Origin of the sequence: Streptomyces sp. NPDC008092, assembly GCF_042957285.1 — a bacterium.
Taxonomy (GTDB): domain Bacteria; phylum Actinomycetota; class Actinomycetes; order Streptomycetales; family Streptomycetaceae; genus Streptomyces.
Map to the genome: position 1 here is coordinate 202328 of NZ_JBIBHY010000018.1, position 24341 is coordinate 226668.

24 protein-coding genes and 1 tRNA gene are annotated in these 24341 nt (G+C 72.1%); 14 read left to right on the forward strand and 11 right to left on the reverse strand.

Annotation, left to right across the window (positions count from 1 at the left end):
* Positions 1–41 precede the first annotated feature (41 nt).
* Positions 42–129, forward strand: a tRNA-Leu gene (locus ACFZB3_RS42680).
* 104 nt (positions 130–233) lie between these two features.
* Here the strand turns inward: ACFZB3_RS42680 and ACFZB3_RS42685 are convergent.
* Both ACFZB3_RS42685 and ACFZB3_RS42690 read right to left on the reverse strand, forming a co-directional pair.
* A complete protein-coding gene (locus ACFZB3_RS42685; protein WP_391387228.1) occupies positions 234–470 on the reverse strand; it encodes a DUF397 domain-containing protein in 237 nt (78 codons plus the stop codon).
* A 3-nt stretch (positions 471–473) separates the two neighbouring features.
* Positions 474–1340, reverse strand: a complete 867-nt coding sequence (locus tag ACFZB3_RS42690) for a helix-turn-helix transcriptional regulator (protein ID WP_351501568.1) — start codon at positions 1338–1340, stop codon at positions 474–476.
* A 242-nt stretch (positions 1341–1582) separates the two neighbouring features.
* Here ACFZB3_RS42690 and ACFZB3_RS42695 point away from each other — a divergent pair, with 242 nt between their 5' ends.
* The 4 genes from ACFZB3_RS42695 (at position 1583) to ACFZB3_RS42710 (ending at position 8120) form a co-directional block, all read left to right on the forward strand.
* A complete protein-coding gene (locus ACFZB3_RS42695; RefSeq protein ID WP_181805838.1) occupies positions 1583–2026 on the forward strand; it encodes an ATP-binding protein in 444 nt (147 codons plus the stop codon).
* 360 nt (positions 2027–2386) lie between these two features.
* The gene (locus ACFZB3_RS42700; RefSeq protein ID WP_391387231.1) at positions 2387–6253 is read left to right on the forward strand and encodes a Pls/PosA family non-ribosomal peptide synthetase; all 3867 of its coding nucleotides are present in this window, start codon (positions 2387–2389) and stop codon (positions 6251–6253) included.
* 80 nt (positions 6254–6333) lie between these two features.
* Entirely contained in the window at positions 6334–7707 is a 1374-nt protein-coding gene (locus tag ACFZB3_RS42705; RefSeq protein WP_391387234.1) for a M1 family aminopeptidase, read from the forward strand.
* An 11-nt stretch (positions 7708–7718) separates the two neighbouring features.
* A complete protein-coding gene (locus ACFZB3_RS42710; RefSeq protein ID WP_391387237.1) occupies positions 7719–8120 on the forward strand; it encodes a YchJ family metal-binding protein in 402 nt (133 codons plus the stop codon).
* Between the two features lie 13 nt (positions 8121–8133).
* On the opposite strand, the gene ACFZB3_RS42715 is transcribed toward ACFZB3_RS42710, so the two are convergent.
* A complete protein-coding gene (locus ACFZB3_RS42715; RefSeq protein WP_391387240.1) occupies positions 8134–8835 on the reverse strand; it encodes an FCD domain-containing protein in 702 nt (233 codons plus the stop codon).
* 128 nt (positions 8836–8963) lie between these two features.
* Between ACFZB3_RS42715 and ACFZB3_RS42720 the strand changes: the two genes are divergently transcribed.
* Together ACFZB3_RS42720 and ACFZB3_RS42725 are read left to right on the forward strand one after the other, a co-directional pair.
* Complete coding sequence (locus tag ACFZB3_RS42720; RefSeq protein ID WP_391387243.1) at positions 8964–9485, forward strand: gluconokinase, GntK/IdnK-type; 522 nt, start codon at positions 8964–8966, stop codon at positions 9483–9485.
* A 50-nt stretch (positions 9486–9535) separates the two neighbouring features.
* Positions 9536–10933, forward strand: a complete 1398-nt coding sequence (locus ACFZB3_RS42725) for a gluconate:H+ symporter (RefSeq protein ID WP_391387245.1) — start codon at positions 9536–9538, stop codon at positions 10931–10933.
* Between the two features lie 445 nt (positions 10934–11378).
* Here the strand turns inward: ACFZB3_RS42725 and ACFZB3_RS42730 are convergent, their stop codons facing one another.
* The 3 genes from ACFZB3_RS42730 to ACFZB3_RS42740 all read right to left on the reverse strand — a co-directional run bounded on the left by ACFZB3_RS42730 (position 11379) and on the right by ACFZB3_RS42740 (position 13803).
* Positions 11379–12002 (reverse strand): cytochrome b/b6 domain-containing protein, encoded by a 624-nt coding sequence (locus ACFZB3_RS42730; protein WP_391387247.1) that lies wholly within the window; start codon positions 12000–12002, stop codon positions 11379–11381.
* The gene (locus tag ACFZB3_RS42735; protein ID WP_391387250.1) at positions 11986–12726 is read right to left on the reverse strand and encodes a molybdopterin-dependent oxidoreductase; all 741 of its coding nucleotides are present in this window, start codon (positions 12724–12726) and stop codon (positions 11986–11988) included. Before ACFZB3_RS42735 ends, ACFZB3_RS42730 begins: the two co-directional genes overlap by 17 nt.
* Positions 12727–12813: 87 nt before the next feature.
* The gene (locus tag ACFZB3_RS42740) at positions 12814–13803 is read right to left on the reverse strand and encodes a hypothetical protein (RefSeq protein WP_391387254.1); all 990 of its coding nucleotides are present in this window, start codon (positions 13801–13803) and stop codon (positions 12814–12816) included.
* Positions 13804–14193: 390 nt separating this feature from the next.
* On the opposite strand from ACFZB3_RS42740, the gene ACFZB3_RS42745 reads away from it, so the two are divergent.
* The 4 genes from ACFZB3_RS42745 (at position 14194) to ACFZB3_RS42760 (ending at position 16530) form a co-directional block, all read left to right on the forward strand.
* A complete protein-coding gene (locus tag ACFZB3_RS42745; protein ID WP_391387257.1) occupies positions 14194–15087 on the forward strand; it encodes a DMT family transporter in 894 nt (297 codons plus the stop codon).
* Between the two features lie 56 nt (positions 15088–15143).
* Positions 15144–15653: an NUDIX domain-containing protein gene (locus ACFZB3_RS42750; protein ID WP_391387260.1), complete on the forward strand. Its 510-nt coding sequence runs from the start codon at positions 15144–15146 to the stop codon at positions 15651–15653.
* Between the two features lie 173 nt (positions 15654–15826).
* Positions 15827–16219 (forward strand): DUF202 domain-containing protein, encoded by a 393-nt coding sequence (locus ACFZB3_RS42755; protein ID WP_391387264.1) that lies wholly within the window; start codon positions 15827–15829, stop codon positions 16217–16219.
* The gene (locus ACFZB3_RS42760) at positions 16216–16530 is read left to right on the forward strand and encodes a DUF202 domain-containing protein (RefSeq protein ID WP_391387267.1); all 315 of its coding nucleotides are present in this window, start codon (positions 16216–16218) and stop codon (positions 16528–16530) included. The genes ACFZB3_RS42755 and ACFZB3_RS42760 overlap by 4 nt, the downstream gene beginning before the upstream one ends.
* A gap of 8 nt (positions 16531–16538) precedes the next feature.
* On the opposite strand, the gene ACFZB3_RS42765 is transcribed toward ACFZB3_RS42760, so the two are convergent.
* Positions 16539–17480 (reverse strand): alcohol dehydrogenase catalytic domain-containing protein, encoded by a 942-nt coding sequence (locus tag ACFZB3_RS42765; RefSeq protein WP_391387270.1) that lies wholly within the window; start codon positions 17478–17480, stop codon positions 16539–16541.
* 128 nt (positions 17481–17608) lie between these two features.
* Between ACFZB3_RS42765 and ACFZB3_RS42770 the strand changes: the two genes are divergently transcribed.
* The 3 genes from ACFZB3_RS42770 (at position 17609) to ACFZB3_RS42780 (ending at position 20336) form a co-directional block, all read left to right on the forward strand.
* Positions 17609–17905, forward strand: coding sequence for a hypothetical protein (locus ACFZB3_RS42770; protein WP_391387273.1), 297 nt, complete (start codon positions 17609–17611; stop codon positions 17903–17905).
* A 187-nt stretch (positions 17906–18092) separates the two neighbouring features.
* Positions 18093–19115, forward strand: coding sequence for a phosphotransferase (locus ACFZB3_RS42775; RefSeq protein ID WP_391387276.1), 1023 nt, complete (start codon positions 18093–18095; stop codon positions 19113–19115).
* A 6-nt stretch (positions 19116–19121) separates the two neighbouring features.
* On the forward strand, positions 19122–20336 hold the full coding sequence (locus ACFZB3_RS42780; RefSeq protein WP_391387279.1) for an acyl-CoA dehydrogenase family protein: 1215 nt from the start codon (positions 19122–19124) through the stop codon (positions 20334–20336).
* Between the two features lie 71 nt (positions 20337–20407).
* On the opposite strand, the gene ACFZB3_RS42785 is transcribed toward ACFZB3_RS42780, so the two are convergent.
* From ACFZB3_RS42785 to ACFZB3_RS42800, 4 genes are all read right to left on the reverse strand, one after another.
* On the reverse strand, positions 20408–21121 hold the full coding sequence (locus ACFZB3_RS42785; RefSeq protein ID WP_391387281.1) for a methyltransferase domain-containing protein: 714 nt from the start codon (positions 21119–21121) through the stop codon (positions 20408–20410).
* A 77-nt stretch (positions 21122–21198) separates the two neighbouring features.
* Positions 21199–21792: a TetR/AcrR family transcriptional regulator gene (locus ACFZB3_RS42790; RefSeq protein ID WP_351703894.1), complete on the reverse strand. Its 594-nt coding sequence runs from the start codon at positions 21790–21792 to the stop codon at positions 21199–21201.
* 29 nt (positions 21793–21821) lie between these two features.
* Positions 21822–23498, reverse strand: coding sequence for an AMP-binding protein (locus tag ACFZB3_RS42795; RefSeq protein ID WP_391387285.1), 1677 nt, complete (start codon positions 23496–23498; stop codon positions 21822–21824).
* The gene (locus ACFZB3_RS42800) at positions 23495–24259 is read right to left on the reverse strand and encodes an SDR family NAD(P)-dependent oxidoreductase (RefSeq protein WP_391387288.1); all 765 of its coding nucleotides are present in this window, start codon (positions 24257–24259) and stop codon (positions 23495–23497) included. Before ACFZB3_RS42800 ends, ACFZB3_RS42795 begins: the two co-directional genes overlap by 4 nt.
* Positions 24260–24341: the final 82 nt, after the last annotated feature.

Here is a 24341-nt window from a genome sequence, read left to right on the forward strand (position 1 = left end):
GAGGGAAACCCGCACGGAGCACTTCGCACGACAGACACCTTGTCCGGGTGGCGGAATGGCAGACGCGCTAGCTTGAGGTGCTAGTGCCCTTTATTGGGCGTGGGGGTTCAAGTCCCCCCTCGGACACCACGAAGGAAACCACGAAGAAACCCCTGCTGAGCAGGGGTTTCTTGGTTTTGGAGCGGTTTTCGAGCAGAGCGCGGGCGGCCACCTCGTCGGTGGACGCCGCTCTCTCAGCCGAGGCCGTCCAGGCCGCCTATTCGGCCGTCACGGAGGGCCACGGCGGAGGTGAACGCGCGGAGCGTGGCGCGGTCCAGCAGGAGCGCGGGCCCGTCGGGCCGCTTGCTGTCGCGTACGGCGGCCGTCGCCTCGTCGACGATCCCGCATTCCACGCAGTCGGACTGTGATGCGGACGCCGACGACTTCCACCAGGTCACCGGCAGAGTCGACGCGTCGTCAACGTGCTTCATTCGCTATTCGTTCTTCCTTATCTGGGTGATCAGTTCCACCGACGCCTCGACGGACTCGGCGGCAGACGTGAGGCGTTGCCACGCGGCCCGGTGCGTGGAGACCCGATCACGTTCCTCGATGTACAGGGCGGAGGTCAGCCCTTCCTGGTGGACGACGTCCAGATCGGTGTGCGGACCGAAGCCCAGGATGCTGAAGGTGCCGGTGAGCCCGGCGTGCAGGGGAGCGTCCGATCTCAACACCTGGATGTTGATGTTCGGGCGCCGCCCCATCGTAAGCAGGCGCCCCAACTGCTCGTACATCAGGGCGGGATCCTCGGTGGTGGAGCGCAGGGCCTGTTCGGAGATGATCGCCCAGAGCGCCAGCGGGTCGCTGTCCCGGGTGAGGACGGCCTGGCGTGCCAGCCGTACCTCGACGAGCGCGTCGACCCGTGCCTCGACCGCCTCGGACATGGCGGTCGCCCGGATGATCTCGCGGGCGTACTCGGCGGTCTGGAGCAGTCCGGGGACCATGCCCAGCTGCCAGGTGGAGACCGTCTCGGCCTCCGCCTCCAGGCTGATCAGGTCCTCGTACACCGGGGTGAGGACACCCCGGTACGAGTGCCACCAGCCGCGCCGGCCGCCCTCCTTGGTGAGCGTGATCAGAGCCGCGCGCAGCTCGTCGCTGACGTCGCGGCCGAGTTCGCCGTACAGGTGGAGCAGCGCCTGGATGTCCGCTGCCTTGGGGGCCGTCTTGCCGGTCTCCATCCGGGACAGCTTGGAGGAGACGAACGCGCCCTCGGAGTGCTCGGCGACCTCGTCGAGGGTGAGTTCGCCGCGCAGTTCGCGCAACTTCGCACCGAGCCGACGCCGGCGCACCGTGGGCGTGCTCACGGATTCCCCCTTCTCTCCGGTGAACTGCCCGACAGTCTGCCCGTGCCGCCGGGGCCCTCGCCACCGACTGACGACTTGTGCCGCAAGTCTCTCGCGTCGATGCGCAATTTTTCACATCCTGTGGGACGTATTGCGATCGACTGTGCCGTGAAGGCACCATGAATCCGGGAAATACGACAGTGACCGCACTCGCATGGCGAACTACCGTGCCTGCGTTGGGACATGCCCGTGAGGGGATGCACATGATCGAACGCCAGCGGAGCACCACGACCGAACCGCGCGCCCTGCAAGTCGCCCCGCCGCCGGTCCTGTTACTGGCCAGCGAGCCTCAATCGGCCAAGGCCGCACGGCTGTTCGTGAGCGACTTCATCGCGCACCACACCCCGGACGCCTCCCGTGACCACATCGACGCCGTCGCCCTGGTCACCTGCGAGCTGGTCACCAACTCCCTGCGCTACGAGACCGACCCGGACGACCCGGTCCGCCTCGTCATCGACACCGACGGCTCCCGGACCCGGGTCGAGGTGCACGACCCGCTGGGCCGCCATCCCCGGCTGCGGCCCATCTCGGTCGAACGGGACCGCGGGCGGGGCCTGCTGATCCTCGACGCGCTGTGCTCGGGCCGCTGGGGCGTGGGCAACCTGCCCTGGGGCAAGTCCATCTGGGCCGAGGTCAGCGCCGCGTGACGTCCGGCGCCCCGTGACGTTTCCTCCACCCCCACGGCGACGGCCGGTTCCGCGGCGATCCCTCCCCCCTCTTCGCCGCCGGGCCGGCCGTTGTCGTACAGGCCGCCGGACACATGGAGTTGGCCTGCCTCACGCTGTGTGGCCCATCTCTCGCCGTGCACGGAGAATCCCTGGTCAGAGGTGCCTTAAGATTCAAGGGACTGCTCCGAACGGCTGTCTTCAGGTGGCCGTGAGATGAACGGGAGCCTAGCGTCGTACTAATATTTCCGGCTTGTTACCTAGCCGGAGCCGGACAACCCCAGGCAGACCTGCGGGCCCGCCGGCACCCCGGAGGTTCCGGGAACGAGACGCGAGGACCGGATGGCAGCGATTGACGAGAGCAGTGCTCTCGGCCTGCTCGACGAAGAGATCCGCGAGGAGTTCGGGGACACCGCACGTTTCTCGGCCGGGGCGGCGGCCTCGCCGCGCACCCTGGTGGACGTGTTCGAGGCAACGGTACGGGCGCACCCCGATGAGCCCGCACTGGACGACGGCACCACCCAGCTCACCTACCGCGGGCTCGCCATAGAGGTGGCGCGGCTTCGGCGACGGCTCGCCGAGGCCGGCATCGGACTCGGCGACCGCGTGGGCGTCCGGGTGCCGTCCGGAACCAACGATCTGTACGTCGCCGTGCTCGGCGTGCTCGCGGCCGGTGCCGCCTACGTCCCGGTGGACGCCGAGGACCCGGACGAGCGGGCCGCACTGGTGTTCGGCGAGGCGGAGGTGGCGGCCGTCCTCGGCGAGGGGCTGCACATCGACGTGCGCCACGAGTCCGCACGGCCCTCCGGCCGCCCCGGCGCCGAGCACGACGCCTGGATCATCTTCACCTCCGGGTCCACCGGCAGGCCCAAGGGCGTCGCCGTCACCCACCGCAGCGCCGCCGCCTTCGTGGACGCCGAGGCCGCGCTGTTCCTGACCGAGGAGCCGATCGGGCCCGGCGACCGGGTCATGGCGGGCCTCTCGGTGGCCTTCGACGCCTCCTGCGAGGAGATGTGGCTGGCCTGGCGCTACGGCGCCTGCCTGGTGCCGGTGCCGCGCTCCCAGGTGCGCAGCGGCGCCGACCTCGGCCCCTGGCTGGTCGAGCAGGAGATCACCGTCGTCTCGACCGTGCCCACCCTGGCCGCCCTCTGGGAGCCCGAGACCCTCAACGACGTCCGCCTCCTCATCTTCGGCGGCGAGGCCTGCCCGCCCGAGCTGGCGCAGCGCCTGGTCACCGAGGGCCGCGAGGTCTGGAACACCTACGGCCCCACCGAGGCCACCGTCGTCGCCTGCGCGGCCCTGATGACCGGCGAGGAGCCGATCCGCATCGGGCTGCCGCTGAACGGCTGGGAGCTGGCCGTCGTGGACGACGCGGGCGTGCCCGTGTCCCTGGGCGAGAGCGGCCAGCTGGTGATCGGCGGGGTCGGCCTCGCCCGGTACCTGGACGCCGAGAAGGACGCGGAGAAGTACGCGCCGCTTGAGTCGCTGGGCTGGGAGCGGGCGTACCGCAGCGGTGACCTGGTGCGGGCCGACCGCGAGGGGCTGGTGTTCCTCGGGCGTGCCGACGAGCAGATCAAGCTGGGCGGGCGCCGGATCGAGCTGGGCGAGGTCGACGCGGCCCTGCAGGCGCTCCCCGGCGTCGCGGGCGCCGCGGCGGCCGTACGGACCGCGCGCAGCGGCAACCAGCTCCTGGTCGGCTACGTCGTCACCCAGGACGGCTGGGACCACGCGGCGGCCGTCGAGAAACTCCGTGCCGAGCTGCCCGCCGCCCTCGTCCCGCTCCTCGCGCCCGTCGCCGAGCTGCCCACCCGTACCTCCGGCAAGGTCGACCGCAACGCGCTGCCCTGGCCCCTGGAGGGCCTGGAGACCGGCGGCCCGGCCGAGCAGCTGTACGGCACCGAGGCCTGGGTCGCCGAGCAGTGGACCGAGGTCCTCGGCATCCCGGTGTCCAGCGCCTCCGACGACTTCTTTGCGATCGGCGGCGGCAGCCTGTCCGCCGCCCAGCTCACCACCCGGCTGCGCACCCGCTACCCGAGCGCGGCCGTCCTCGACATCTACCAGCAGCCGGTGCTGCGCAAGCTCGCCCGCCGGCTGGAGGAGTCCACGCAGGACGACGGCGCCGAGCGCACGATCGCGCCCGTGCCGCGCGGCGCCCAGTGCGTGCAGCTGCTGCTCCTGCTCCCCCTGTTCACCCTCCTCGGGCTGCGCTGGACGGTGGTCCTCGCCGCGCTCGGCAACGTGCTGGGCGGCTACGGCTGGCTGCCCACCGCGCCCTGGTGGCTGGTCGCCCTCGGGGCCGTGGCGCTGTTCACCCCGCCCGGCCGGATCGCGGTCGCGGCCGGTGGCGCGCGGCTGCTGCTGCGGGGCGTGAAGCCCGGCACGTATCCGCGCGGCGGCTCCGTCCACCTGCGGCTGTGGGCGGCGGAGCGGCTGGCCGAGTTCACCGGCGCGACCGCGCTGACCGGCTCCTGGCTGGAGCGGTACGCACGGGCGCTGGGCGCCAAGATCGGCCCCGAGGTGGACCTGCACTCGCTGCCGCCGGTCACCGGCCTGCTCAGGGTCGGGCGGGGCGCGGCCGTGGAGTCCGAGGTGGACCTGTCCGGCTCCTGGCTGGACGGCGACCGGCTGGTGATCGGCCCGGTCCGGATCGGCGCCCACGCGGTCGTCGGCACGCGCAGCATGCTCTTCCCGGGCGCCCGCGTCGGCAAGCGCGCCGAGGTGGCCCCCGGCTCCGCGGTGACCGGGCAGGTCCCGACCGGCCAGCGCTGGGCCGGCGCCCCGGCGGTCAAGCTGGGCAAGGCCAAGCGGAACTGGCCCAAGCACCGGCCGCAGCGCGGCACCTACTGGCGGGTGATGTACGGCCTCACCGGGCTCGCGCTCAGCGCGCTCCCGGTGCTGTCCGGTGCCGCCGCGCTGCTGGTCGCCGGGCGCTTCGTGGCCCCCGGGGACGGTCTGGCCGGGGCCCTGCGGGGCGCGGCGGTCGCCCTGGTCCCGGCCACGCTGGCGTTCGGGCTGGCGTACGCCCTGCTGATCCTCGTCTCCGTGCGGCTGCTGAGCCTGGGGCTGCGCACCGGCACCTATCCGACGCACAGCCGGACCGGCTGGCAGGCCTGGACGGTGTCCCAGCTGATGGACCGCTCCCGCGAGACGCTGTTCCCGCTGTACGCGGGGCTGGTCACGCCGGTGTGGCTGCGGCTGCTCGGGATGCGGATCGGGCGCGGGGCCGAGGTGTCGACCGTGCTCGCGCTGCCGAGCCTGACCACGGTCGGCGAGGGCGCGTTCCTGGCCGACGACACGCTGACCGCGCCGTACGAACTCGGTGGCGGGTATGTGCGGATCGGGCGTGCGGAGATCGGGCGGCGGGCGTTCCTCGGGAACTCCGGGATGACCGCGCCGGGCCGCAGCGTGCCGGACGGCGGTCTGGTGGGCGTGCTGTCGGCGACGCCGAAGAAGGCCAAGAAGGGCACGTCGTACCTGGGGCTGCCGCCGGTGAAGCTGCCGCGCAGCGCGTCCGACGGCGACCAGAGCCGGACCTACGAGCCGCCGGCCCGGCTGCTGTGGGCGCGGGCCCTGGTGGAGACGTGCCGGATCGTGCCGGTGCTGTGCTCGGTGGCACTGGCCGGGCTGACGGTGGCCGCGCTGTGCGCCCTGGGCGCCTGGGCACCCCTCCTTTCGGGACTGGTGCTGCTGGGTGCCGGTGCCGTCGCGGGCCTGGTCTCCGTGCTCGCCAAGTGGACGCTGGTCGGGCGGCACCGCAGCGGGGAGCACCCGCTGTGGAGTTCGTTCGTGTGGCGCAACGAGCTGGCGGACACGTTCGTCGAGGTGCTGGCGGTGCCGTGGCTGGCCGGCTCGGTGCCGGGTACGCCGGTGATGACGGCCTGGCTGCGCGGCCTCGGCGCACGCATCGGCAAGGGCGTCTGGGTGGAGAGCTACTGGCTCCCGGAGACGGATCTGGTCACACTGGAGGACGCGGCCACCGTGAACCGCGGCTGTGTCCTGCAGACTCACCTCTTCCACGACCGGATCTTGCGGACGGATACTGTGGTTCTCCGTGAGGGCGCCACCCTGGGCCCTGGCGGGATCGTGCTGCCCGGCAGCACGATCGGGGCCCGCACCACCCTGGGTCCCGCGTCGCTCGTCATGGCGGCGGAGTCGGTTCCCGACGACACCCGCTGGCTCGGCAACCCGATCGAGGCATGGCGTCCCTGAGCGCGGGCCGTCCGGTGGTGGCCGCGGGCATCGGTGCACCGAGGGACGGTTCGAGCACAGCGCAGGGAGCGAACGCGGAAGTGGCAGTGCAGCAGTCAGCGGGTCCGGACCCGTACTTCCCGGACAACGGCGATTCCCGGTACCGGGTGCATCGCTATGAGCTCACGCTGGACTACCGGCCAGGACCCAACCGGCTGGCCGGCATGGCCCGGATCAACGCGATCGCGGGCCGGGCCGCGCTGCCCGAGTTCCAGCTGAACCTGGCCGACTTCAAGATCGGCCGGATCCGGGTGGACGGCCGCCAGCCGCACTGGACGCACCGGGGCGGCCGGCTGCGGATCAAGCCCGCGAAGCCGCTGCGCGCCGGGGCCGCCTTCACCGTGGAGATCCACTGGTCCGGCAACCCGAAGCCGGTGAACAGCCCGTGGGGCGGCATCGGCTGGGAGGAGCTGACGGACGGCGCGCTGGTGGCCAGCCAGCCGACCGGCGCACCCTCCTGGTTTCCGTGCAACGACCGGCCGGCCGACAAGGCGTCGTACCTGCTCTCGGTCACCTGCCCGTCGGCGTACTCGGTGGTGGCCGGCGGCCGGCTGCTCACCCGTACCACGAAGGCGTCCACGACGACCTGGGTGTACGAGCAGGCCGCGCCGACGTCGAGCTACCTGGTGAGCCTCGCGATCGGCAAGTTCCAGACGGTGCTCCTCGGCGACCCCGGCTTCGGCGGGATCCCGATGCACGGGCACATACCGGCGCAGCTGCTCCCGGAGTTCTCCAGGGACTTCGCGCGGCAGCCCGCGATGATGGACCTGTTCCAGCGGCTGTTCGGGCCGTACCCGTTCGACGAGTACGCCGTGGTCGTCGCCGACGAGGAGTTCGATGTCCCCGTCGAGGCGCAGGGGTTGTCGCTGTTCGGCGCCAACCACGTGGACGGGGCGCGGGGTTCGGAGCGGCTGGTCGCGCACGAACTGGCGCACCAGTGGTTCGGCAACAGCGTGTCCATCGCCGACTGGCGGCACATCTGGCTGAACGAGGGGCTCGCCAAGTACGCGGAGTGGCTCTGGTCGGAGCGGTCCGGGGGCCGTAGCGCGCAGCAACTGGCCGCCATCGCGCACCGGTTGCTCTCCGGGATGCCGCAGGACATCCGGATCGCCGCGCCGGGCAAGAAGTCGATGTTCGACGACCGGCTCTACGAGCGGGGCGGGGTCACGATCCACGCGGTCCGCTGCGCGCTCGGCGACGAGCGGTTCTTCCACATGCTGCGGGCGTGGGCGGGGCTGCACCGGGGCGGGTCCGTGACGACCGCGATGTTCACGGCTCACGTCAACCGGTTCGCGGACGAGCCGCTGGACGGTCTCCTGGACGCCTGGGTGCACCGCACGGCGCTGCCCGCGCTCCCCACCCTGGTCCTTCCGGCGCGTCCGGCCCAGCCGCCGACCAACGCCGAGTCGGCATAGGGGGCGGGGCCGTGGCACCGAAGCGACCCCGGCAGCAGTCCGCCGCCGCCTGCCCGTGCGGTCTGCCGGCGACGTACGAGAACTGCTGTGGCCGGTTCCACCGGGGTACGGCGGCGGCGCCCACCGCCGAGGCGCTCATGCGTTCGCGCTACAGCGCCTTCGTCGGACTCGACGAGCCGTACCTGCTGCGCACCTGGCATCCCCGGACCCGCCCGGCCCGGCTCGACCTGGACCCCGGGATGCGGTGGACCGGCCTGGAGATCCTGGCGACGACCGACGGCTCGGCCTTCCACTCCACCGGCACGGTGACCTTCCGCGCCTCCTTCGCCGGCGGCGCGCTGCAGGAGCACAGCCGCTTCGAACGGGTCGACGGGGCCTGGGTGTATCTGGACGGCGACTTCCCGGAGCAGTAGGGCCGCGGCAGGGCTACGGCGCCAGGATGTCCAGTTCCTGGAGGGCGCCCGCCGTGATCTCGCGGGTCAGCTGTTCCGCGCGGGGGGCGTCGCCCTCGCGGACCGCCTCCGCGAGCTGGACGTGGAGGGTGACGGCGGCCGGGTCGGGGTCCTCGAACATGACCTCGTGCTGGGTACGGCCCGAGAGGACCTCGGCCACGACGTCGCCGAGCCGGGCGAACATCTCGTTGCCCGACGCCGCCAGGATCACCCGGTGGAAGGCCACGTCGTGGAACAGGTACTCCTCCAGCTTGTGGCCGCGCGAGTGGGCCACCATGCCGAGGGCGCACTCGGTGAGTTCGGCGCACTGCCCGGCCGTGGCGTGCCGCGCCGCGAGACCGGCCGCCACCGGTTCGATCGCCGAGCGCAGCACGGTGAGCGAGCGCAGCTGGTGCGGGCGGTCGGCGCCGGCCAGGCGCCAGCGGATGACCTGCGGGTCGTAGACGTTCCACTCGGCCCTGGGGCGGACGGTGACGCCCACCCGGCGGCGGGACTCGACCAGGTGCATGGATTCGAGGACCCGGACGGCCTCGCGCATCACGGAGCGTGAGACCTCGAAGTGCTGGGCCAGTTCGTCGGTGCGCAGGACGCTGCCCGGCGGGTACTCGCCCGCGGTGATGGCGGGGCCGAGGGTGTCCAGTACTCGGCCGTGCAGGCCCCGGCCCGGTGTGCTCATGCACTCAGCGTACCGAGCGGATCACCGAGCCAAAAAGTCAGACTTATTTGTCACATACTCTTGAATTCGTCGTACCTAATGGGTTTCAGTGAGGCGACACCTTCCGAGGAAGACACAGCGAGGCACTGATGCGCACCCCTCACGTCATCGTGGTGATGGGCGTCGCCGGCACGGGCAAGACCACGATCGGTCCGCTGCTCGCCGCCCGGCTCGGCGTCCCGTACGCCGAGGGCGACGACTTCCACCCGCCGGCCAACATCGCCAAGATGTCGGCCGGTCACCCGCTCGACGACGCCGACCGGTGGCCGTGGCTGGACGCCATCGGCGCCTGGGCGCACGGGCGGGCGGGGCTCGGCGGGGTGGTCAGCAGCTCCGCGCTGAAGCGGTCGTACCGCGACCGGCTCCGGGCCGCGGCCCCCGGCATCGTGTTCCTGCACCTGGCCGGCGACCGGCGGCTCATCGAGGACCGGATGTCGCACCGGCAGGGCCACTTCATGCCGACCGCCCTGCTGGACTCCCAGTTCGCCACGCTCCAGCCGCTGGAGGCGGACGAGCCCGGTGTCGCCGTGGACGTCTCGGGCACCCCCGAGGAGATCACCGCACGGGCCGTACGGGCGCTGGACACGCTGCCCGACCTCACCCCTCAGTAACTCCGCCTCTCCCCTCTCTCCCCCATTTCCCGTCACTGCAAGGAACCCCCGTGACCAGACTCAGCGTCGAGATGCTGGCAGCGGACACCGTCGCGCCCATCACCTCGGCCGGGCACGCCCGGCTCGGCATCGCCGTCCTGTTGGGCTTCGCCGTCATCGTCCTGCTCATCACCAAGTTCAAGCTCCACGCCTTCCTGGCGCTCACCATCGGCTCGCTCGCGCTCGGCGCGTTCGCCGGGGCGCCGCTCGACAAGGCCATCACCAGCTTCACCACCGGGCTCGGCGCCACCGTCGCCGGCGTGGGTGTCCTGATCGCGCTCGGGGCGATCCTGGGCAAGCTGCTGGCCGACTCCGGCGGCGCCGACCAGATCGTCGACACGATCCTCGCCAGGGCCGGCGGCCGGGCGATGCCCTGGGCGATGGTGCTGATCGCCTCCGTGGTCGGGCTGCCGCTGTTCTTCGAGGTCGGCATCGTGCTGCTGATCCCGGTGGTGCTGATGGTCGCCAAGCGCGGCAACTACTCCCTGATGCGCATCGGCATCCCGGCCCTGGCCGGCCTGTCCGTGATGCACGGCCTGGTGCCGCCGCACCCCGGCCCGCTGGTCGCGATCGACGCGGTCCACGCGAACCTGGGCGTGACCCTGGCCCTCGGCGTCCTGGTCGCGATCCCGACCGTGATCATCGCCGGCCCGCTGTTCTCGAAGGTCGCCGCCCGCTGGGTGGACGTGCAGGCCCCCGACCGGATGCTCCCGCAGCGCCCGTCCGAGAAGCTGGAGCACCGCCCCGGCTTCGGCGCCACCCTCGCCACCATCCTGCTGCCGGTCGTCCTGATGCTGTCCAAGGCGCTGGTCGACATAGTCGTCGACGACCCGGCGGACACCGTCCAGCGCGTCTTCGACGTCGTCGGCTCCCCGCTGGTCGCGCTGCTCGCGGCGGTGATCGTCGGGATGTTCACGCTGGGCCGGCCGGCCGGGTTCTCCCGGGAGCGGATCTCGCAGACCGTCGAGAAGGGGCTCATGCCCATCGCGGGCATCCTCCTCATCGTCGGCGCGGGCGGCGGCTTCAAGCAGACGCTGATCGACTGCGGCGTCGGCCAGATGATCCTGGAGGTCTCCAAGGACTGGTCGATCCCGGCCCTGCTGCTGGCCTGGCTGATCGCCGTCGCGATCCGCCTCGCGACCGGCTCCGCGACGGTCGCCACGGTCTCCGCGGCGGGCCTGGTGGCCCCCCTCGCCGCCGACATGTCCACGGCCCACACGGCCCTGCTGGTCCTGGCCATCGGCGCCGGCTCGCTGTTCTTCAGCCATGTCAACGACGCGGGATTCTGGCTGGTGAAGGAGTACTTCGGCCTGAGCGTCGGCCAGACGATCAAGACCTGGTCGGTCATGGAGACGATCATCTCGGTGGTCGCGGGCGGGCTGGTGCTGCTGCTGTCCTTGCTGATCTAGCGGCAGCACGGAACCGGAGTCCGGCGGTTGCGCATCACTCGGCACCTCCGGACTCCGCCGTCCCGGCTGCTGGCCGTTGCGGCGGAATCAGGGGAGCGGCGGCGTTGAACGGCCTCGCAAGGCCGAGGAAGCGACGGCCCGCACGGTTCTCCGCGCCGCGAAGGTGATCGGCCACGACGGCGGAATCCGGCAGTACGGCCAGTGGGGCACCGCCGGACTCCGCCGTCTCGGCTGATGGCCGTCGCGGCGGGATGAAGGGAGCGGCGGCATCCGCCGTTGCCCGATGCGCCGCCGGAGCGCTTCTGCCGGGCATTCCGGGGCCCGTTACGTGCCGGAGCCGGCGGCCTTCGCCGTTCTCCCCGCCGCGACGGCGATCGGCCACGACGGCGGAATCCGGCGGTGCCCGGTTTGCCGGCGGAGTGGGTTCGACGGGCCTGTCAGGCGGCTACGGTCGCCACAGTGGGTGTTCGCGCTTGGCCCAGTCTCTGCTCACTGTGCCGGTGCGCAGGCCTCTGCGGGCCTCCGGGTCGCCCAGGGCCATGCCGACGTGGCCGGCGAGGACGATGCCGATGGTGAGGGCCAGCCAGTCGTGGACGAAGGTGGCCGAGGTGCGCCACATCAGGGGGGTGAGGTGGGTGAACCACATCAGCAGACCCGTGGCGAGCATGACGAGGGTCGCGCCGGCGATCCAGTTCGCGTAGATCTTCTGGCCGGCGTTGAACTTGCCCGCCGGGCGGGAGGACGGGCGCTTGTCACGGCTCAGGGCGGCGGCCAGCCACAGCTTGTCGTGGGGGCCGAAACGGTTCAGGAAGCCGAGGTCCCTGCGGAAGGCGCGGGAGGCGAGGCCCAGCACGACCGGGACGGGCAGGGCGAGGCCCGCGCACTCGTGGATGCGGACCACCAGTTCCCGGCGGCCGACGAGGATCGCCAGCTGCGGAATGTAGAGACAGGCGGCCGTCGCGACGCAGACGCCCATCAGCAGCGCCGTCGTGCGGTGGATCCAGCGCTCGGCCGGGGTGAAGCGGTGCAGCCGGTCCGTGGCGGCCGGGGCCTCAGCTCGTAGGCTCATCGTCACGTCCGTTCGAGCGGCCGACCCAGGCGTCGACGTCGTAGCCCAGTTTCTCCCAGTAGCCCGGTTCGACCTTGTCGCTGACCGTGATGCCGGAGAGCCACTTGGCCGACTTGTAGAAGTACATGGGAGCGACGTACAGGCGGACCGGGCCGCCGTGGTCGTGGGTGATGGCCTTGTTCTGCATGCGCAACGCGACCAGGACGTCCGGCCGGCGCGCCTGGTCGAGGGTGAGGCTCTCGGTGTACGCCCCGTCGAAGCAGGTGAAGTGGATCGCCCTGGCGGTGTCCCGGACGCCCGCCAGGTCCAGGAGGTGGGAGAGCCGGACGCCCTCGAAGGGCGTGTCGGGGACCCGCCAGCCGGTCACGCACTGGACGTCCTTGACCAGCTTGGTCTGCGGCAGGGCCTGCAGGTCGGCCAGGGTGTATGTCTGCGGCTTGTCGACGAGCCCGTCGATCTTCAGCTGGTAGTTCGCGGCGGTCTTGTCCGGCACGGACCCGGTCACCGAGTAGTACCGGAAGCCGCCGCCGTTCGGGAGGAGCCCGGTCAGGCCCGTGGGGTCCTTGCCGGAGAAGGCGCCGAGGACCGTCTCGGTCATGCGTTGCAGCACCGGGGCGGTCACCAGGCCGAGCGCGCCGAGACCGATGGTGCCGAGGAACACCCGGCGGCCGACCGGGGTGCCCTCCTCGGCGCGCCGCCGCTCCTCGGATTGTTCAGAGTTCACGCACTCATTCGAACACCATCGGGGCGTGTTCGGCCACGGAATCCGGCGGCCGTAAGGAATCCACAACCTCTTCTCATGAACCTCCCCTCAGCCTCCCAGCGTCCGCTCCCGGGCCGCCCGGAACGCCTCGCACGGGTCGCGGTCCGGGTACGACCAGGGTGCCGGGGTGGCATGGCGGCCGATCCGCTGGAACAGGGCCGCGGCCTCGGCGTACCGGCCGGCGCCGAAGGTGGCGTGGGCGAGGTGGTTGAGGTCGACGTAACGGCGGGGATGCTCCTCGATCCCCCACTCCAGCCACCAGTCGAAGGCCGCGCCCAGGGCGCGCAGCGCCGACGGCTCGGTCCAGTGCCCGGCGGCGGCCGGGTCGGCGGGGGCCCGGCCGGCGGCGGCCAGCACCCGGTGGCGTTCGGTGTACGCGACGACCGGCAGAACGGCGAGCGGGGAGTCGGCCGGGGCCTCGGCCGCCGCGCGTTCCGCGAAGGCGCACAGCTCGTACGTCCCGCGGGTCTCGGTCTCCGCGATCCGGGCCGCCATCAGGTGGTGGGCGTGGTGGTGCTCGGGATGGCGGCGGCGCACCTCGGCGAAGATCCGGCGCGTCTCCTCGCCGGTGCCCAGGTAGCGGGCCAGCAGGAGGAGGCCGAGCCAGGGGGTGGGGTCGGCGGGGGCGAGCGCGGCGGCGCCGGCGCAGGCCTCGCGGGCCTGCTCCGGCTCCTCCTTGCCGCGCAGGGCGCGCCGGACCAGGGCCATGGCGTACAGGGTGGCGGCGCCGGCGGAGCCGGGCTCGGCGAGCAGCCACTCGCGGGCCCAGGCGATGGCGTAGGGCTCGCGGGCGAGGACGGTGGTCCGGTGGCCGCGACGGTCCCAGTCGTCACCCGTGTGGAGCAACAGGGAGCGGGCGGACTGCCAGCGGCCCTGGGCCAACGCGGCCCGCGCGGAGATGAGTTCGGCGTCGCCGAGGGCGTCGTCGGGGCAGTGTTCGCACCCGGGATGCGCCGGGACACGGGGAGCATCGGCGACGGCCGGGCCGGGGCCGGAGAGGGCCGGGCCTGGGCCTAAGAGGGGCGGGGTTGGGGGCACCGCGGAACTTCCTGGTTGTCGGGCTGCCATCGGCCGATCACGCACAGCAAACCCCCAGCCAAGACTTTGCGTCAAGCTGAACGGGGCTCGTACTCTGTTCAACTACCTTGTGCGAAGCGGAACTTGGCGCGCGCCGGGGTCCCGTTGGCGTACGGTGGCCGTGGGGCTCCGGGTTCCGGTTGTGGCGTACGCCATGGCGCGGTCCGCCCGGGCGTCGGACCATGGCCGTAGGGTCCCGTCGCCGCCCCTGCCCGCCCGCCGTGATCGACCCGGGCGGCGTGACCGAGTCAACCGCCCGGTTCCCGGTACTCCCGGCGCAATCCTCATCCGGGAGCGCTACAGTCGGCCACTACGCACTCCGTAGCCCGGCCGCAGATCGAGGTACGCAGCGTGTCCGTTCTGGTTCTGATTCTCGCCGTGAGCGCGGCCTGTTGCCTGGGCTTCGGGTTCGTGCTCCAGCAGAACGTCGCCCAGAAGGCACCGCTCAGCGACTTCCTCTCGCCCCGGCTGCTGCTCGACCTGATGCGGGTGCCGCGCTGGCTCGGCGGTATCGGCCTGATGGTGGCCGGCATGATCCTCGGCGCGATCGCCCTCGGCAAGGGCGAGATCTCGCTCGTCGAACCACTGCTCGCGACGAACCTCCTGTTCGCCCTCGCGCTCTCCCGGCACCAGACCAGGCATCCCCTCAGCCACCAGGGCTGGGCGGGTCTGATCCTGCTCGCGGGCGGGGTGACCACGTTCATCCTGGCGGGCCAGCCACGCGGCGGCGACGCCATCGCCAACCCGCTGCGGCACTGGCTGATCATCGGCGTGATGGTCGGCATAGCCCTGCTGCTCACGACCTACGCCAAACGCTCCCGCCTCAGCGCGGGACCGACCCTCCTCGCCCTCGCGGCCGGCCTGCTCTACGGCGTCCAGGACGCGCTGACCCGGGTCACCGGCACCCGCTTCTCCGAGGGCGGCATCATGGAGGTCCTCACCGGCTGGCAGCCGTACGGCGTGCTGGTCCTCGGGGTCACCGGGCTGATCCTCGTCCAGAGCGCCTTCGAGACGGCGGAGCTGCGCAACTCGCTGCCCGCGCTCACCGCGGCCCAGCCGCTCGCCGGGATCCTGTGCGGAGTGGGCTTCCTCGGGGACCGGCTGCGCACCGACACCGGGGCGCTGGCCTGGGAGGCGGCGGGGCTCGCGGCGATCGTGGCGGGCATCGTGCTGCTCGGGCTGCATCCGGCGATGCCGCGCGGTACGGCACCGAAGGAGCCGTCGCTCGACCTCCAGCCGCGCTGACGCCGGCCGGCCGCAGCTGGCCCCGGCGACGGCCGTCCGCCTGCTTGGATGGCGGCATGAGCGCTGCTGACGAAATCCTCGACATCGTCGACGAGAACGACCAGGTGACCGGCACGTCCCCGCGCGGCGAGGCGTACGCCCGGGGCCTGCGCCACCGCTGCGTGTTCATCCAGGCCCGCGACGCCGCCGGCCGCCTCTTCGTCCACCGCCGCACCGCGACCAAGCTGGTCTTCCCCTCCCTGTACGACATGTTCGTCGGCGGTGTGGTCGGAGCGGGCGAGTCCTACGACGACGCGGCGCTGCGGGAGGCCGAGGAGGAACTGGGCGTGAGCGGTCTCCCCCGGCCGACGTTCCTCTTCAAGTTCCTCTATGACGACGGCGCCGGGCAGAGCTGGTGGTCGGCGGTGTACGAGGTGCGCTGCGAGCTGCCGGTACGGCCGCAGGTGGAGGAGGTGGCGTGGCACGACTTCCTGAGCGAGGAGGAGCTGGTGTCGCGGCTCGGGGAGTGGGAGTGGGTACCGGACGGGGTGGCGGCGTGGGAGCGGCTGCGGGAGTGGCGGGGCTGAGGTGCGGGCGGGGACGCTTACCGGCGCTTGCCGGGTGCCTCCCCAGAGGCCGCAGCCATGTGAGCCACGGCTGGGCAGCGCCCCGTAAGGGGCGCGGGGAACTGCGCGACCAGCCCCCACGCACCCGCAGCCGAACGACCACGGCCCCCGACCCCCCGGTAGGCTTCCGGCACGTGATCGAATTCGCGCGGAACGTCCGTTTGTGGTTCGCCCCCGAGGCCGTGCGGCAGGAGGGCACGACCCCCGACTACCGTTTCTCCCTCGCCAACGAGCGGACCTTCCTCGCCTGGCTGCGCACCGCCCTCGCCCTCATCGGCGGCGGCTTCGCCGTGGACCAGTTCCTGCCCGACCTCGGCCGCGGCTGGCGCATCGGCCTCGCCCTCGCACTCCTCGCCGCAGGCGTCCTCTGCTCGCTGCGTGCCGTGAACCACTGGATGCGCTGCGAGCGGGCGATGCGGCGCGGTGAGGACCTGCCGGTGTCCCGGTTCCCGGCGCTGCTGAGCGTGGTCATCGCGGTGGTCGCCGTCGCGATGGTCGTCGTCGTGCTCGTCGGGTGGGAGGGATGACGGAGCCGGCCCGCGACCCCGGGCTGCAGCCGGAGCGGACCCGGCTGGCCTGGCGCCGTACGACCCTGTCGGCGACCGTCGCCGGCGTACTCGCGGCGAAGACCGCACTGCACGGCAGCACCTCGGCCGCCGGCGTGGTCGCCTGCGCAGCCTGCTGCGTCCTGTGGCTGGGGTTCCTCCTGGTGGCCCACCGCCGTATCCGCGCCCTCGCGGTCGCCGGCCGCCCGGCGGCGCTGGCCCCCCGGCAGGCGGCCGGGGCGGTGCTGTGCACGGTCGCCATCGCGCTGTGCGCCGCCGCCCTGGTCGTGTGAGCCCCGGCTCAGCCCTCCTCCGGCCAGTCCACGGTGACCACCAGCTTGCCCCGGATTCCCCCCTCCTGGCTGCGGCGCTGCGCGTCGGCCGCCGCCTTCAGCGGAAACGTCTCGGCGACATGGACGGTCACCGCACCCTGTTCCGCGAGCGCGGTGAGCCGGTTCAGGTCCTCGGTGTCGGGCCGCGCCCAGCAGTAGCGGCCGCCGAAGTCGACGACGTCCGGGTCGGCGATCGAGGCCATCCGCCCCTCGGGGGCGAGCAGGTTCGCCGAGACGGTCAGAGTCTCCCCGCCGACGGTGTCGAAGACGGCGGCCCCCCCCTCCGGGGCCAGCCCCCGCACGCGTTCGGCCAGCCCCGGGCCGTAGGCCACCGGCTCGCCGCCGAGTTCCCGGACGAAGTCGTGGTTGCGCTCGCTCGCCGTGCCGATGACCCGGGCACCGAGGTGGGCCGCGATCTGGACGGCGAGTGAGCCGACCCCGCCGGCGGCGGCGTGCACCAGGACCGTCTCGCCGCGCCTGACCTCCAGGGCGTGGACCAGCACCTGGTAGGCGGTGAGGCCGGCCAGCGGCAGCCCGGAGGCCTGTTCGAAGGTGAGGTTGCGCGGTTTGCGGGCGAGGGTGCGCACCGGGGCGGCGACGTACTCGGCGAGGGTGCCGCGGGAGAGGAAGTCCTCGCGGACGTAGCCGATCACCTCGTCGCCGACCGCGAACTCGGTGACGGCCGGGCCGGGCTGGACGACGACGCCGGAGACGTCCCAGCCGGGGATCACCGGGAAGACGGCGTCCATGATGCCGTGCAGATGGCCCTCACGGCACTTCCAGTCGACCGGGTTCACGGCCGCCGCCCGGACCTTCACCAGCACCGAGTCGGGGCCGACCTTCGGGTCCTTGACCTCGCCGTACTCCAGCACCTCGGGGCCGCCGTACCGGCTGTAGCTGATGCCTTTCATGCACACGACCCTCCGGGGTACTCGGACGCCACGCAACCGGGATGCCCGCATATGCGCCGTTTGCGTGGCAGCCTGTCCGTCGGCGTCACGCCACACCCCTGAACCCCGCACCCCTGAAGGCGAGCACCATGACCACCCTCCATCAGGAACACGCCGCGCACGGCCACAGCCACGGACCGGGCTGCGGGCACGACCAGGTGCCGCACGGCGACCACGTCGACTACGCACACAACGGGCACCTGCACCGCGAGCACGGCGGCCACTGGGACGAGTGCGAGCCCGACGGTCACGTCACCCACGAGGCACACGAGCACCGGCACGGCGACGGCTGCGGGCACACCGGCGTCCTGCACGGCGACCACGTCGACTACCTGCACGACGGCCACCGGCACGCCGAGCACAACGGCCACTGGGACGACCACTGAGCCGGTCCTGAGCCGGTCCCGAGCCGGTCTCCGCCGGTGACGGCTGCCCGCTCCGCGCGCGGGGAGCCGTCACCCGCCGTACGGGCCGTAGGGTGGTCCCGGTCACGTTTGGCTCACGCGCTGGACGACATACCGACTGGTCGGCATCATAAGTCGGGTCCTGTTCATTCGTTCGTAGGAGCGATGCATGAGCCCCGACCACCCGCCCGGACTCGATCTCGACCGGCTGCGCGGCCTGCTCGACCGCGAGCGCCCCGGCCTGGTCACCGGTCCGCTGACCGGAAGGCTGATCGAGGGCGGCCGGTCGAACCTCACCTACGCGATCTCCGACGGCGGCTCGAAGTGGGTGGTGCGCCGGCCGCCGCTGGGCCACGTCCTGGCCACCGCGCACGACATGAAGCGCGAGCACCGGGTGATCAGTGCGCTGTACCCGACCGAGGTACCGGTGCCGCGCCCGGTGCTGCTGTGCGAGGACGACGACGTGCTCGGCGCGCCGTTCTACGTGATGGAGTTCGTGGCGGGCACCCCGTACCGCACCTCCGAGCAGCTCGCCCCGCTCGGCCCCGAGCGCACCCGCAACGCCGTGCTGTCCCTGGTGGACACGCTGGTCGAGCTGCACGCCGTGGACCCCGCGGAGGTCGGCCTCGCCGACTTCGGCCGCCCGGAGGGCTTCCTGGACCGCCAGCTGCGCCGCTGGGGCAAGCAGCTGGACGCCTCCCGCAACCGCGAGCTGGCCGGCATCGACGAGCTGCACGCGACCCTGGGCCGCCGCCTGCCCGACTCCCCCGCTCCCACGGTGATCCACGGCGACTACCGCCTGGACAACGTCCTGATCGGCGACGACGACAGGATCAAGGCGATCCTCGACTGGGAGATGTCCACGCTCGGCGACCCGCTGACCGACCTGGGCCTGCTGGTGATGTACAGCCTGCCGCTGGGCGCGCCCGACTCGCCGGTGTCGACGACCGCCGAGGCGCCGGGCCACCCCGACCCGCGGGAGCTGGTCGAGCGGTACGCCGCCCGCTCGGGGCGGGACGTCTCGCACATCTCCTGGTACACGGCGTTCGCCTGGTTCAAGCTCGCCGTGATCCTGGAGGGCATCCACTACCGGTACACGCTGGGCCAGACGCTCGGGCAGGGCTTCGACCGCATCGGCGAGCTCGTCCCCGTCTTCATCGAGCACGGACTGACCACTCTTCAGGAAGGCTGACCGGCCATGGACTTCGCGTTCGACGCACGCACCGAGGAACTGCGCGCCAAGCTTCTCGCCTTCATGGACGAGTTCGTCTACCCGGCCGAGACGGTGGCCGAGGAGCAGCGGGCCGCGCTGGCCTCGCCGTGGGACACCCCGGCCGTGGTCGGGGAGCTGAAGGCCGAGGCGCGCAGGCAGGGCCTGTGGAACCTTTTCCTGCCCGACGCCGAGTACGGCGCGGGCCTCACCAACCTCCAGTACGCGCCGCTCGCCGAGATCACCGGCCGCTCCCCGCACCTGGCGCCCACCGCGCTGAACTGCGCGGCCCCGGACACTGGCAACATGGAGGTGCTGGCCCAGTTCGCCGACGACGCGCAGAAGAAGCAGTGGCTGGAGCCGCTGCTCGCCGGCGAGATCCGCTCCGCGTTCGCGATGACCGAGCCGGAGGTGGCCTCCTCGGACGCCACCAACATCACCACGCACATCGAGCGGGATGGCGACGACTACGTCATCACCGGCCGCAAGTGGTACATCTCCGGGGCGATGAACCCGGACTGCAGGATCTTCATCGTGATGGGCAAGACCGACCCGGACGGCACCGACATCCGGCGCCAGCAGTCCATGGTCCTGGTGCCGCGCGACACCCCGGGCGTCACCGTGAAGCGGGCGATGAAGGTCTTCGGCTACGAGGACCACTCGCACGGCGGCCACGCCGAGGTGGTCTTCGACCACGCGCGCGTGCCGGTGACGAACCTGGTCGGCGAGGAGGGCGGCGGCTTCGCCATCGCCCAGGCCCGGCTCGGTCCGGGCCGGATCCACCACTGCATGCGGCTGATCGGCATGGCCGAGCGGGCGATCGAGCTGATGTGCCGCCGGGCCGTCTCCCGTCAGGCATTCGGCAAGGCGCTGGCCCAGCAGGGTGTGGTGCACAACTGGATCGCCGACGCCCGGGTGACGGTCGAGCAGCTGCGGCTGCTGGTCCTCAAGACGGCCTGGCTGATGGACACCGTCGGCAACCGGGGCGCCCACGCCGAGATCCAGGCCATCAAGATCGCCACGCCGCGTGCGGTCGTCGACATCATCGACCGGGCGATCCAGCTGCACGGCGCGGGCGGTGTCAGCCAGGACTTCCCGCTGGCCGACCTGTACGCCGGGGCCCGCACGCTGATGATCGCCGACGGCCCGGACGAGGTGCACCAGCGCTCGCTGGCGCGCCGGGAACTGAAGAAGTACCTGTAGGCGAAGCCCGGTTCGGGGCCGCTGCGGGCATGCCGATGCCCGCACCGGCCCCTCGCCCCTCGCCGTCCGCCTCAGCCGGTCCGGCCCACCAGCAGCTGGTAGAAGACCGGCTCGCCGGTCGTCGTCACCCGGTGCCGGAACCGGGTCCGTTCGAGGAGTTCGAGACGTCCGTCGGCCACCAGCCGCTCGACGGCGACGCCGAACCCGTCCGGATCGGCCTCGTCCATCCACTGCTCGTGGAGGGTGAAGGCCACGGGCGCACCCGACGGCAGCACCCCGAGCGCGTTGACCAGTGCCCGAGGCGTGGCATGCGTACCGCCGAACGCGCCGGCCGACACCAACCCGTCGAACGCGTACGGGCGTAGCGCCGCACCGAGTCCGTCGCCGAGCTGGAAGTCGCCGACCACGTAGTCGGCGTAGACACCCGGCCGGTCGCGCAGACACGCCTCGCGTGCCGCCGGCAGCGCGTCGACCCCGACGACCCGGGCCACGCCGCCGCCACGCACGAGTTCGCCGACCAGCCCGGTGCCGGAGCCCACGTCAAGGACCGTCATCGACTCCGGCGCCAAGCCGAGGCGCGCGGCCGCGCGCAGCAGCCCCTCGGCCGCGACCTGCGGCGACACGCACTGCAGCCGCTCCTGGACGACATGCTCGTAGAGGCCGGGCACGGCGTAGATCCGCGTGTACTCGTGCAGGTGCACCGTCTCGTGCTCGTTCAGCCCGATGTACTCGCCGTCGGTGACCGGCGGCCCGAGCAGCCGGACGCCCGCAAACGCATCTGCCATGCGGGCGAGACTATGCGTACGCCTCGGCGCGCCGCCATCGGTGGCGCTGACGATCCGGGTGTTCTCCGGTCCGGCCCCTAGGGGCGCAGCGCCCGGAGCAGCAGGTCGGCCAGGTGGTCGGCGACCTCCTGGGGGGTCATGGGGCCGTCGGGGCGGTACCAGGTCGACAGGTGGTGGACCGAGCCGAAGTGGTAGTCGACGACGAGGTCGGCCGGGGTCGCGGTGGAGAAGACGCCCTCGCGCTGGCCCTCCTCGACGAGCGCGCGGAAGCGTTCGTGGTAGCGCCGGCGCTCGGCGCGCACCTGCTTGTTCTTCTCCGGGCTCAGGTGGTGCATGGAGCGGAAGAAGATCATCGCGTCGTCGAGGTTCTCGATGGTCGTGACGACCACGTCCGCCGCCGCGCCCCGCAGCCGCTTCTCGATCGGCTCGTCCGCGTTCGCGAAGGCGTCGAGCCGTTCCTGCTGGACGCGCAGCACGCGCGCGTACACCTCGTGCAGGAGGTCGTCCTTGGAGCCGAAGTAGTGGTACAGCGCCCCCTTGGTGACGCCGGCCGCCTCCACGATCTCCTGCACGGAGGTGCGGTCGTACCCCTGCTCCGCGAAGAGCCGGGTGGCGGCGGCAAGAAGCCGCTGCGGAACAGGAGCCCCGTCTCCGTCCGTCGTCCTGGGCACTGCCGCCACCTGCCTTTCTCGTAGATCCGCTAATCCTGTTGCGGTCGGGAACGCAGTTCCCGTCGGAGGATCTTCCCACTTGCCGTCTTCGGCAGGTCGGGCAGGATCTCCACCTGGCGCGGATATTTGTAAGCGGCCAGTCTCTCCTTGCAATAGAGGGCGAGATCGTCCGGGTCGGTTGCAGTTCCCGGGCGAAGACTGATGTAGGCCTTGACGGTCTCGCCGCGGTAGCCGTCCGGCACCCCGACGACGGCCGCCTCGCGTACCGCCGGATGGGTGTACAGCACGTCCTCGACCTCGCGCGGCCAGACCTTGAAGCCGGACGCGTTGATCATGTCCTTCTTGCGGTCGACGACGTACAGCCAGCCCTGCGGGTCCATGAACCCGATGTCGCCGGTGCGCAGTTCGCCGTCCGGGAAGGTCTCGGCGGTGGCCTCGGGCCGCCGCCAGTACCCGGGCACCACCTGCGGCCCGCGTACGGCGATCTCGCCCTGTTCGCCGAAGGGCATCTCGTTGCCCTCGTCGTCGATGATGCGGACGACCGTGTCCGGGCCGGGCACCCCGACCGCGAGGGTCCCGGAGACCGGGTCGACGGGCGCCTCCAGCTCCGGCGGCACCGAGGCGCAGGGCGCGGTGCACTCGGTCAGCCCGTAGCCGTTGCGGATGTACGGCCCGAACCCGGCGCGGAACTTCTCCACCAGGGCCGGCGGCAGCGGCGCGCCGCCCGACGAGATGTTGACGAAGGAGGCGAAGTGCTCCGGGGTGACGTCCGGGTGGGCGGCCAGGGCCATGAACGCGGTGGACGGGCCGACCGTGTACTGCGGGCGGTGCTCGGCGAACGCCTCCAGGACCAGGCCCGGCTCGAAGCGGTAGGTCAGCACGAGGGTGCCCACGCTGGTGAGGCAGGCGCAGAGCTGGCAGACCATGCCGGTGATGTGGAAGAGGGGCGCGAGGGCGTAGTAGACCGGCGCGTCGGGCAGCGCGAGCCCGGTCCGCTGCCGTTCCGCGTTGTACATGATGTTGGAGTGCAGGTTGGTGGCGCCCTTGGGGGTGCCGCTGGTGCCCGAGGTGTAGCTGATCAGGGCGATGTCGGAGGGCTCCGGATCGCGCCCCTCGGGTGCCTTCCCGCCCTGCCGGGCGACGGCGACCAGGTCCTCGGCGTCGGCGGCCTGCGGCAGCCGCTCGAAGGCCAGCACGCGCGCGTCGTCACGCGTCTGGAAGTCCAGCTCGCTCGCGGTGAGCACGATCCGCACCGGCGAGCCGGCGGCCGTCTCGCGCAGGTACGACTCCCAGGCCCGCTGCGAGCAGACCAGCGCGGCCACCTCGGCGTCCCGCAGGACGTGCGTGACCTCTCCCGACTTGTACATCGGGTTGACCGGCACGACGGTCGCGCCCGCCTTCCAGGCGCCGAGCAGCGCGAGCACGAAGTGCGGCGAGTTCTGCAGGATGACGGCGACCCGGTCGCCGCGCTCCAGGCCGCGCTCGGCGAGACGGGCGGCGACCGAGTCGCTCAGCTCGTCGACCTCGCGGAAGCTGAGGCGGGCGTCGAAGTAGGTGAGGCAGGTGCGGTCGGGCGCCTCGGCCACGGCGGCCCGCAGGGCGTGCACCAGCGAGGCGGGCGGCTCGACCGGCCCGCGCTGGGCCTCGTTGAGCAGGTTCACCCAGGGCCGGGCGGTGTAGATCGACTCGGTCTCCGACACGGTCACCGGGTGGCCTCCCACTTCTGCTGGATGTGGTTCATGCTCGTCAGCCAGCGGTCCGGGTCGGTGGCCCGTGCCCGGTAGAAGTCGGCGACCTCGGGGTGCGGCAGGATCAGGAACCGGTCCTCCGCCATCCCCTTGAACAGCGCGTCGGCGACGGCCTCCGGTTCGATGGCGGTCGGCTGGAGCACGATATCGCCCGCGCTGCCGGTGGCGGCGAGCATGTCGGTACGGACGCCCTGCGGACAGATGGCGTGTACTTTCAGGCCGCGGTGCCGGTACGTCAGCGACAGCCACTCGGCGAAGGCGTATGCGGCGTGCTTGGTCACGCTGTAGGGCGCGGCGCCGATCATGGTGAGCAGTCCGGCGGCGGACACCGTGGACACGAACCGCCCGCTCCCCCGCTCCAGCCACTCCGGCACCAGCTCCTGGGCGGCCCGTACATGAGCCATGACGTTGACGTCCCAGGCCGATTCCCACACGGCCGGCTCGGCCGCCTCGGACCCGCCCGACCCGAGCCCGGCGTTGGCGCAGTAGACGTCGACGCCCCCGCCGAGCGCGTCCCGGGCGGCGCCGACGATGCCGGACGCGTCCCCCGGAAGGGCGATCCCGCCGATCTCCGCGGCGACGGCGGCCGCCTTCTCCCCGTCCAGGTCGTTCACGACGACGCGAGCACCCTCGGCGGCGAACCGGCGGGCGAGGGCGGCCCCGATGCCCCCTCCCGCCCCGGTGACGACGACTCGGGCATCTTGCACGGCTCCCACCATCGGTCTCCTTCGACACGACGCGACCAGACTCGGCTCAGCAACGACACACTAACCGGTCGGTATGTTTGAGAAAAGGGTCCAC

Bases quoted from the DNA above. Each gene is read 5' to 3' on its own strand.
- ACFZB3_RS42685 (WP_391387228.1), bottom strand. From the start codon at position 470: ATGAAGCACGTTGACGACGCGTCGACTCTGCCGGTGACCTGGTGGAAG.
- ACFZB3_RS42695 (WP_181805838.1), top strand. From the start codon at position 1,583: ATGATCGAACGCCAGCGGAGCACCACGACCGAACCGCGCGCCCTGCAA.
- ACFZB3_RS42700 (WP_391387231.1), top strand. From the start codon at position 2,387: ATGGCAGCGATTGACGAGAGCAGTGCTCTCGGCCTGCTCGACGAAGAG.
- ACFZB3_RS42715 (WP_391387240.1), bottom strand. From the start codon at position 8,835: ATGAGCACACCGGGCCGGGGCCTGCACGGCCGAGTACTGGACACCCTC.
- ACFZB3_RS42720 (WP_391387243.1), top strand. From the start codon at position 8,964: ATGCGCACCCCTCACGTCATCGTGGTGATGGGCGTCGCCGGCACGGGC.
- ACFZB3_RS42730 (WP_391387247.1), bottom strand. From the start codon at position 12,002: ATGAGCCTACGAGCTGAGGCCCCGGCCGCCACGGACCGGCTGCACCGC.
- ACFZB3_RS42750 (WP_391387260.1), top strand. From the start codon at position 15,144: ATGAGCGCTGCTGACGAAATCCTCGACATCGTCGACGAGAACGACCAG.
- ACFZB3_RS42760 (WP_391387267.1), top strand. From the start codon at position 16,216: ATGACGGAGCCGGCCCGCGACCCCGGGCTGCAGCCGGAGCGGACCCGG.
- ACFZB3_RS42765 (WP_391387270.1), bottom strand. From the start codon at position 17,480: ATGAAAGGCATCAGCTACAGCCGGTACGGCGGCCCCGAGGTGCTGGAG.
- ACFZB3_RS42770 (WP_391387273.1), top strand. From the start codon at position 17,609: ATGACCACCCTCCATCAGGAACACGCCGCGCACGGCCACAGCCACGGA.
- ACFZB3_RS42775 (WP_391387276.1), top strand. From the start codon at position 18,093: ATGAGCCCCGACCACCCGCCCGGACTCGATCTCGACCGGCTGCGCGGC.
- ACFZB3_RS42780 (WP_391387279.1), top strand. From the start codon at position 19,122: ATGGACTTCGCGTTCGACGCACGCACCGAGGAACTGCGCGCCAAGCTT.
- ACFZB3_RS42785 (WP_391387281.1), bottom strand. From the start codon at position 21,121: ATGGCAGATGCGTTTGCGGGCGTCCGGCTGCTCGGGCCGCCGGTCACC.
- ACFZB3_RS42800 (WP_391387288.1), bottom strand. From the start codon at position 24,259: ATGGTGGGAGCCGTGCAAGATGCCCGAGTCGTCGTCACCGGGGCGGGA.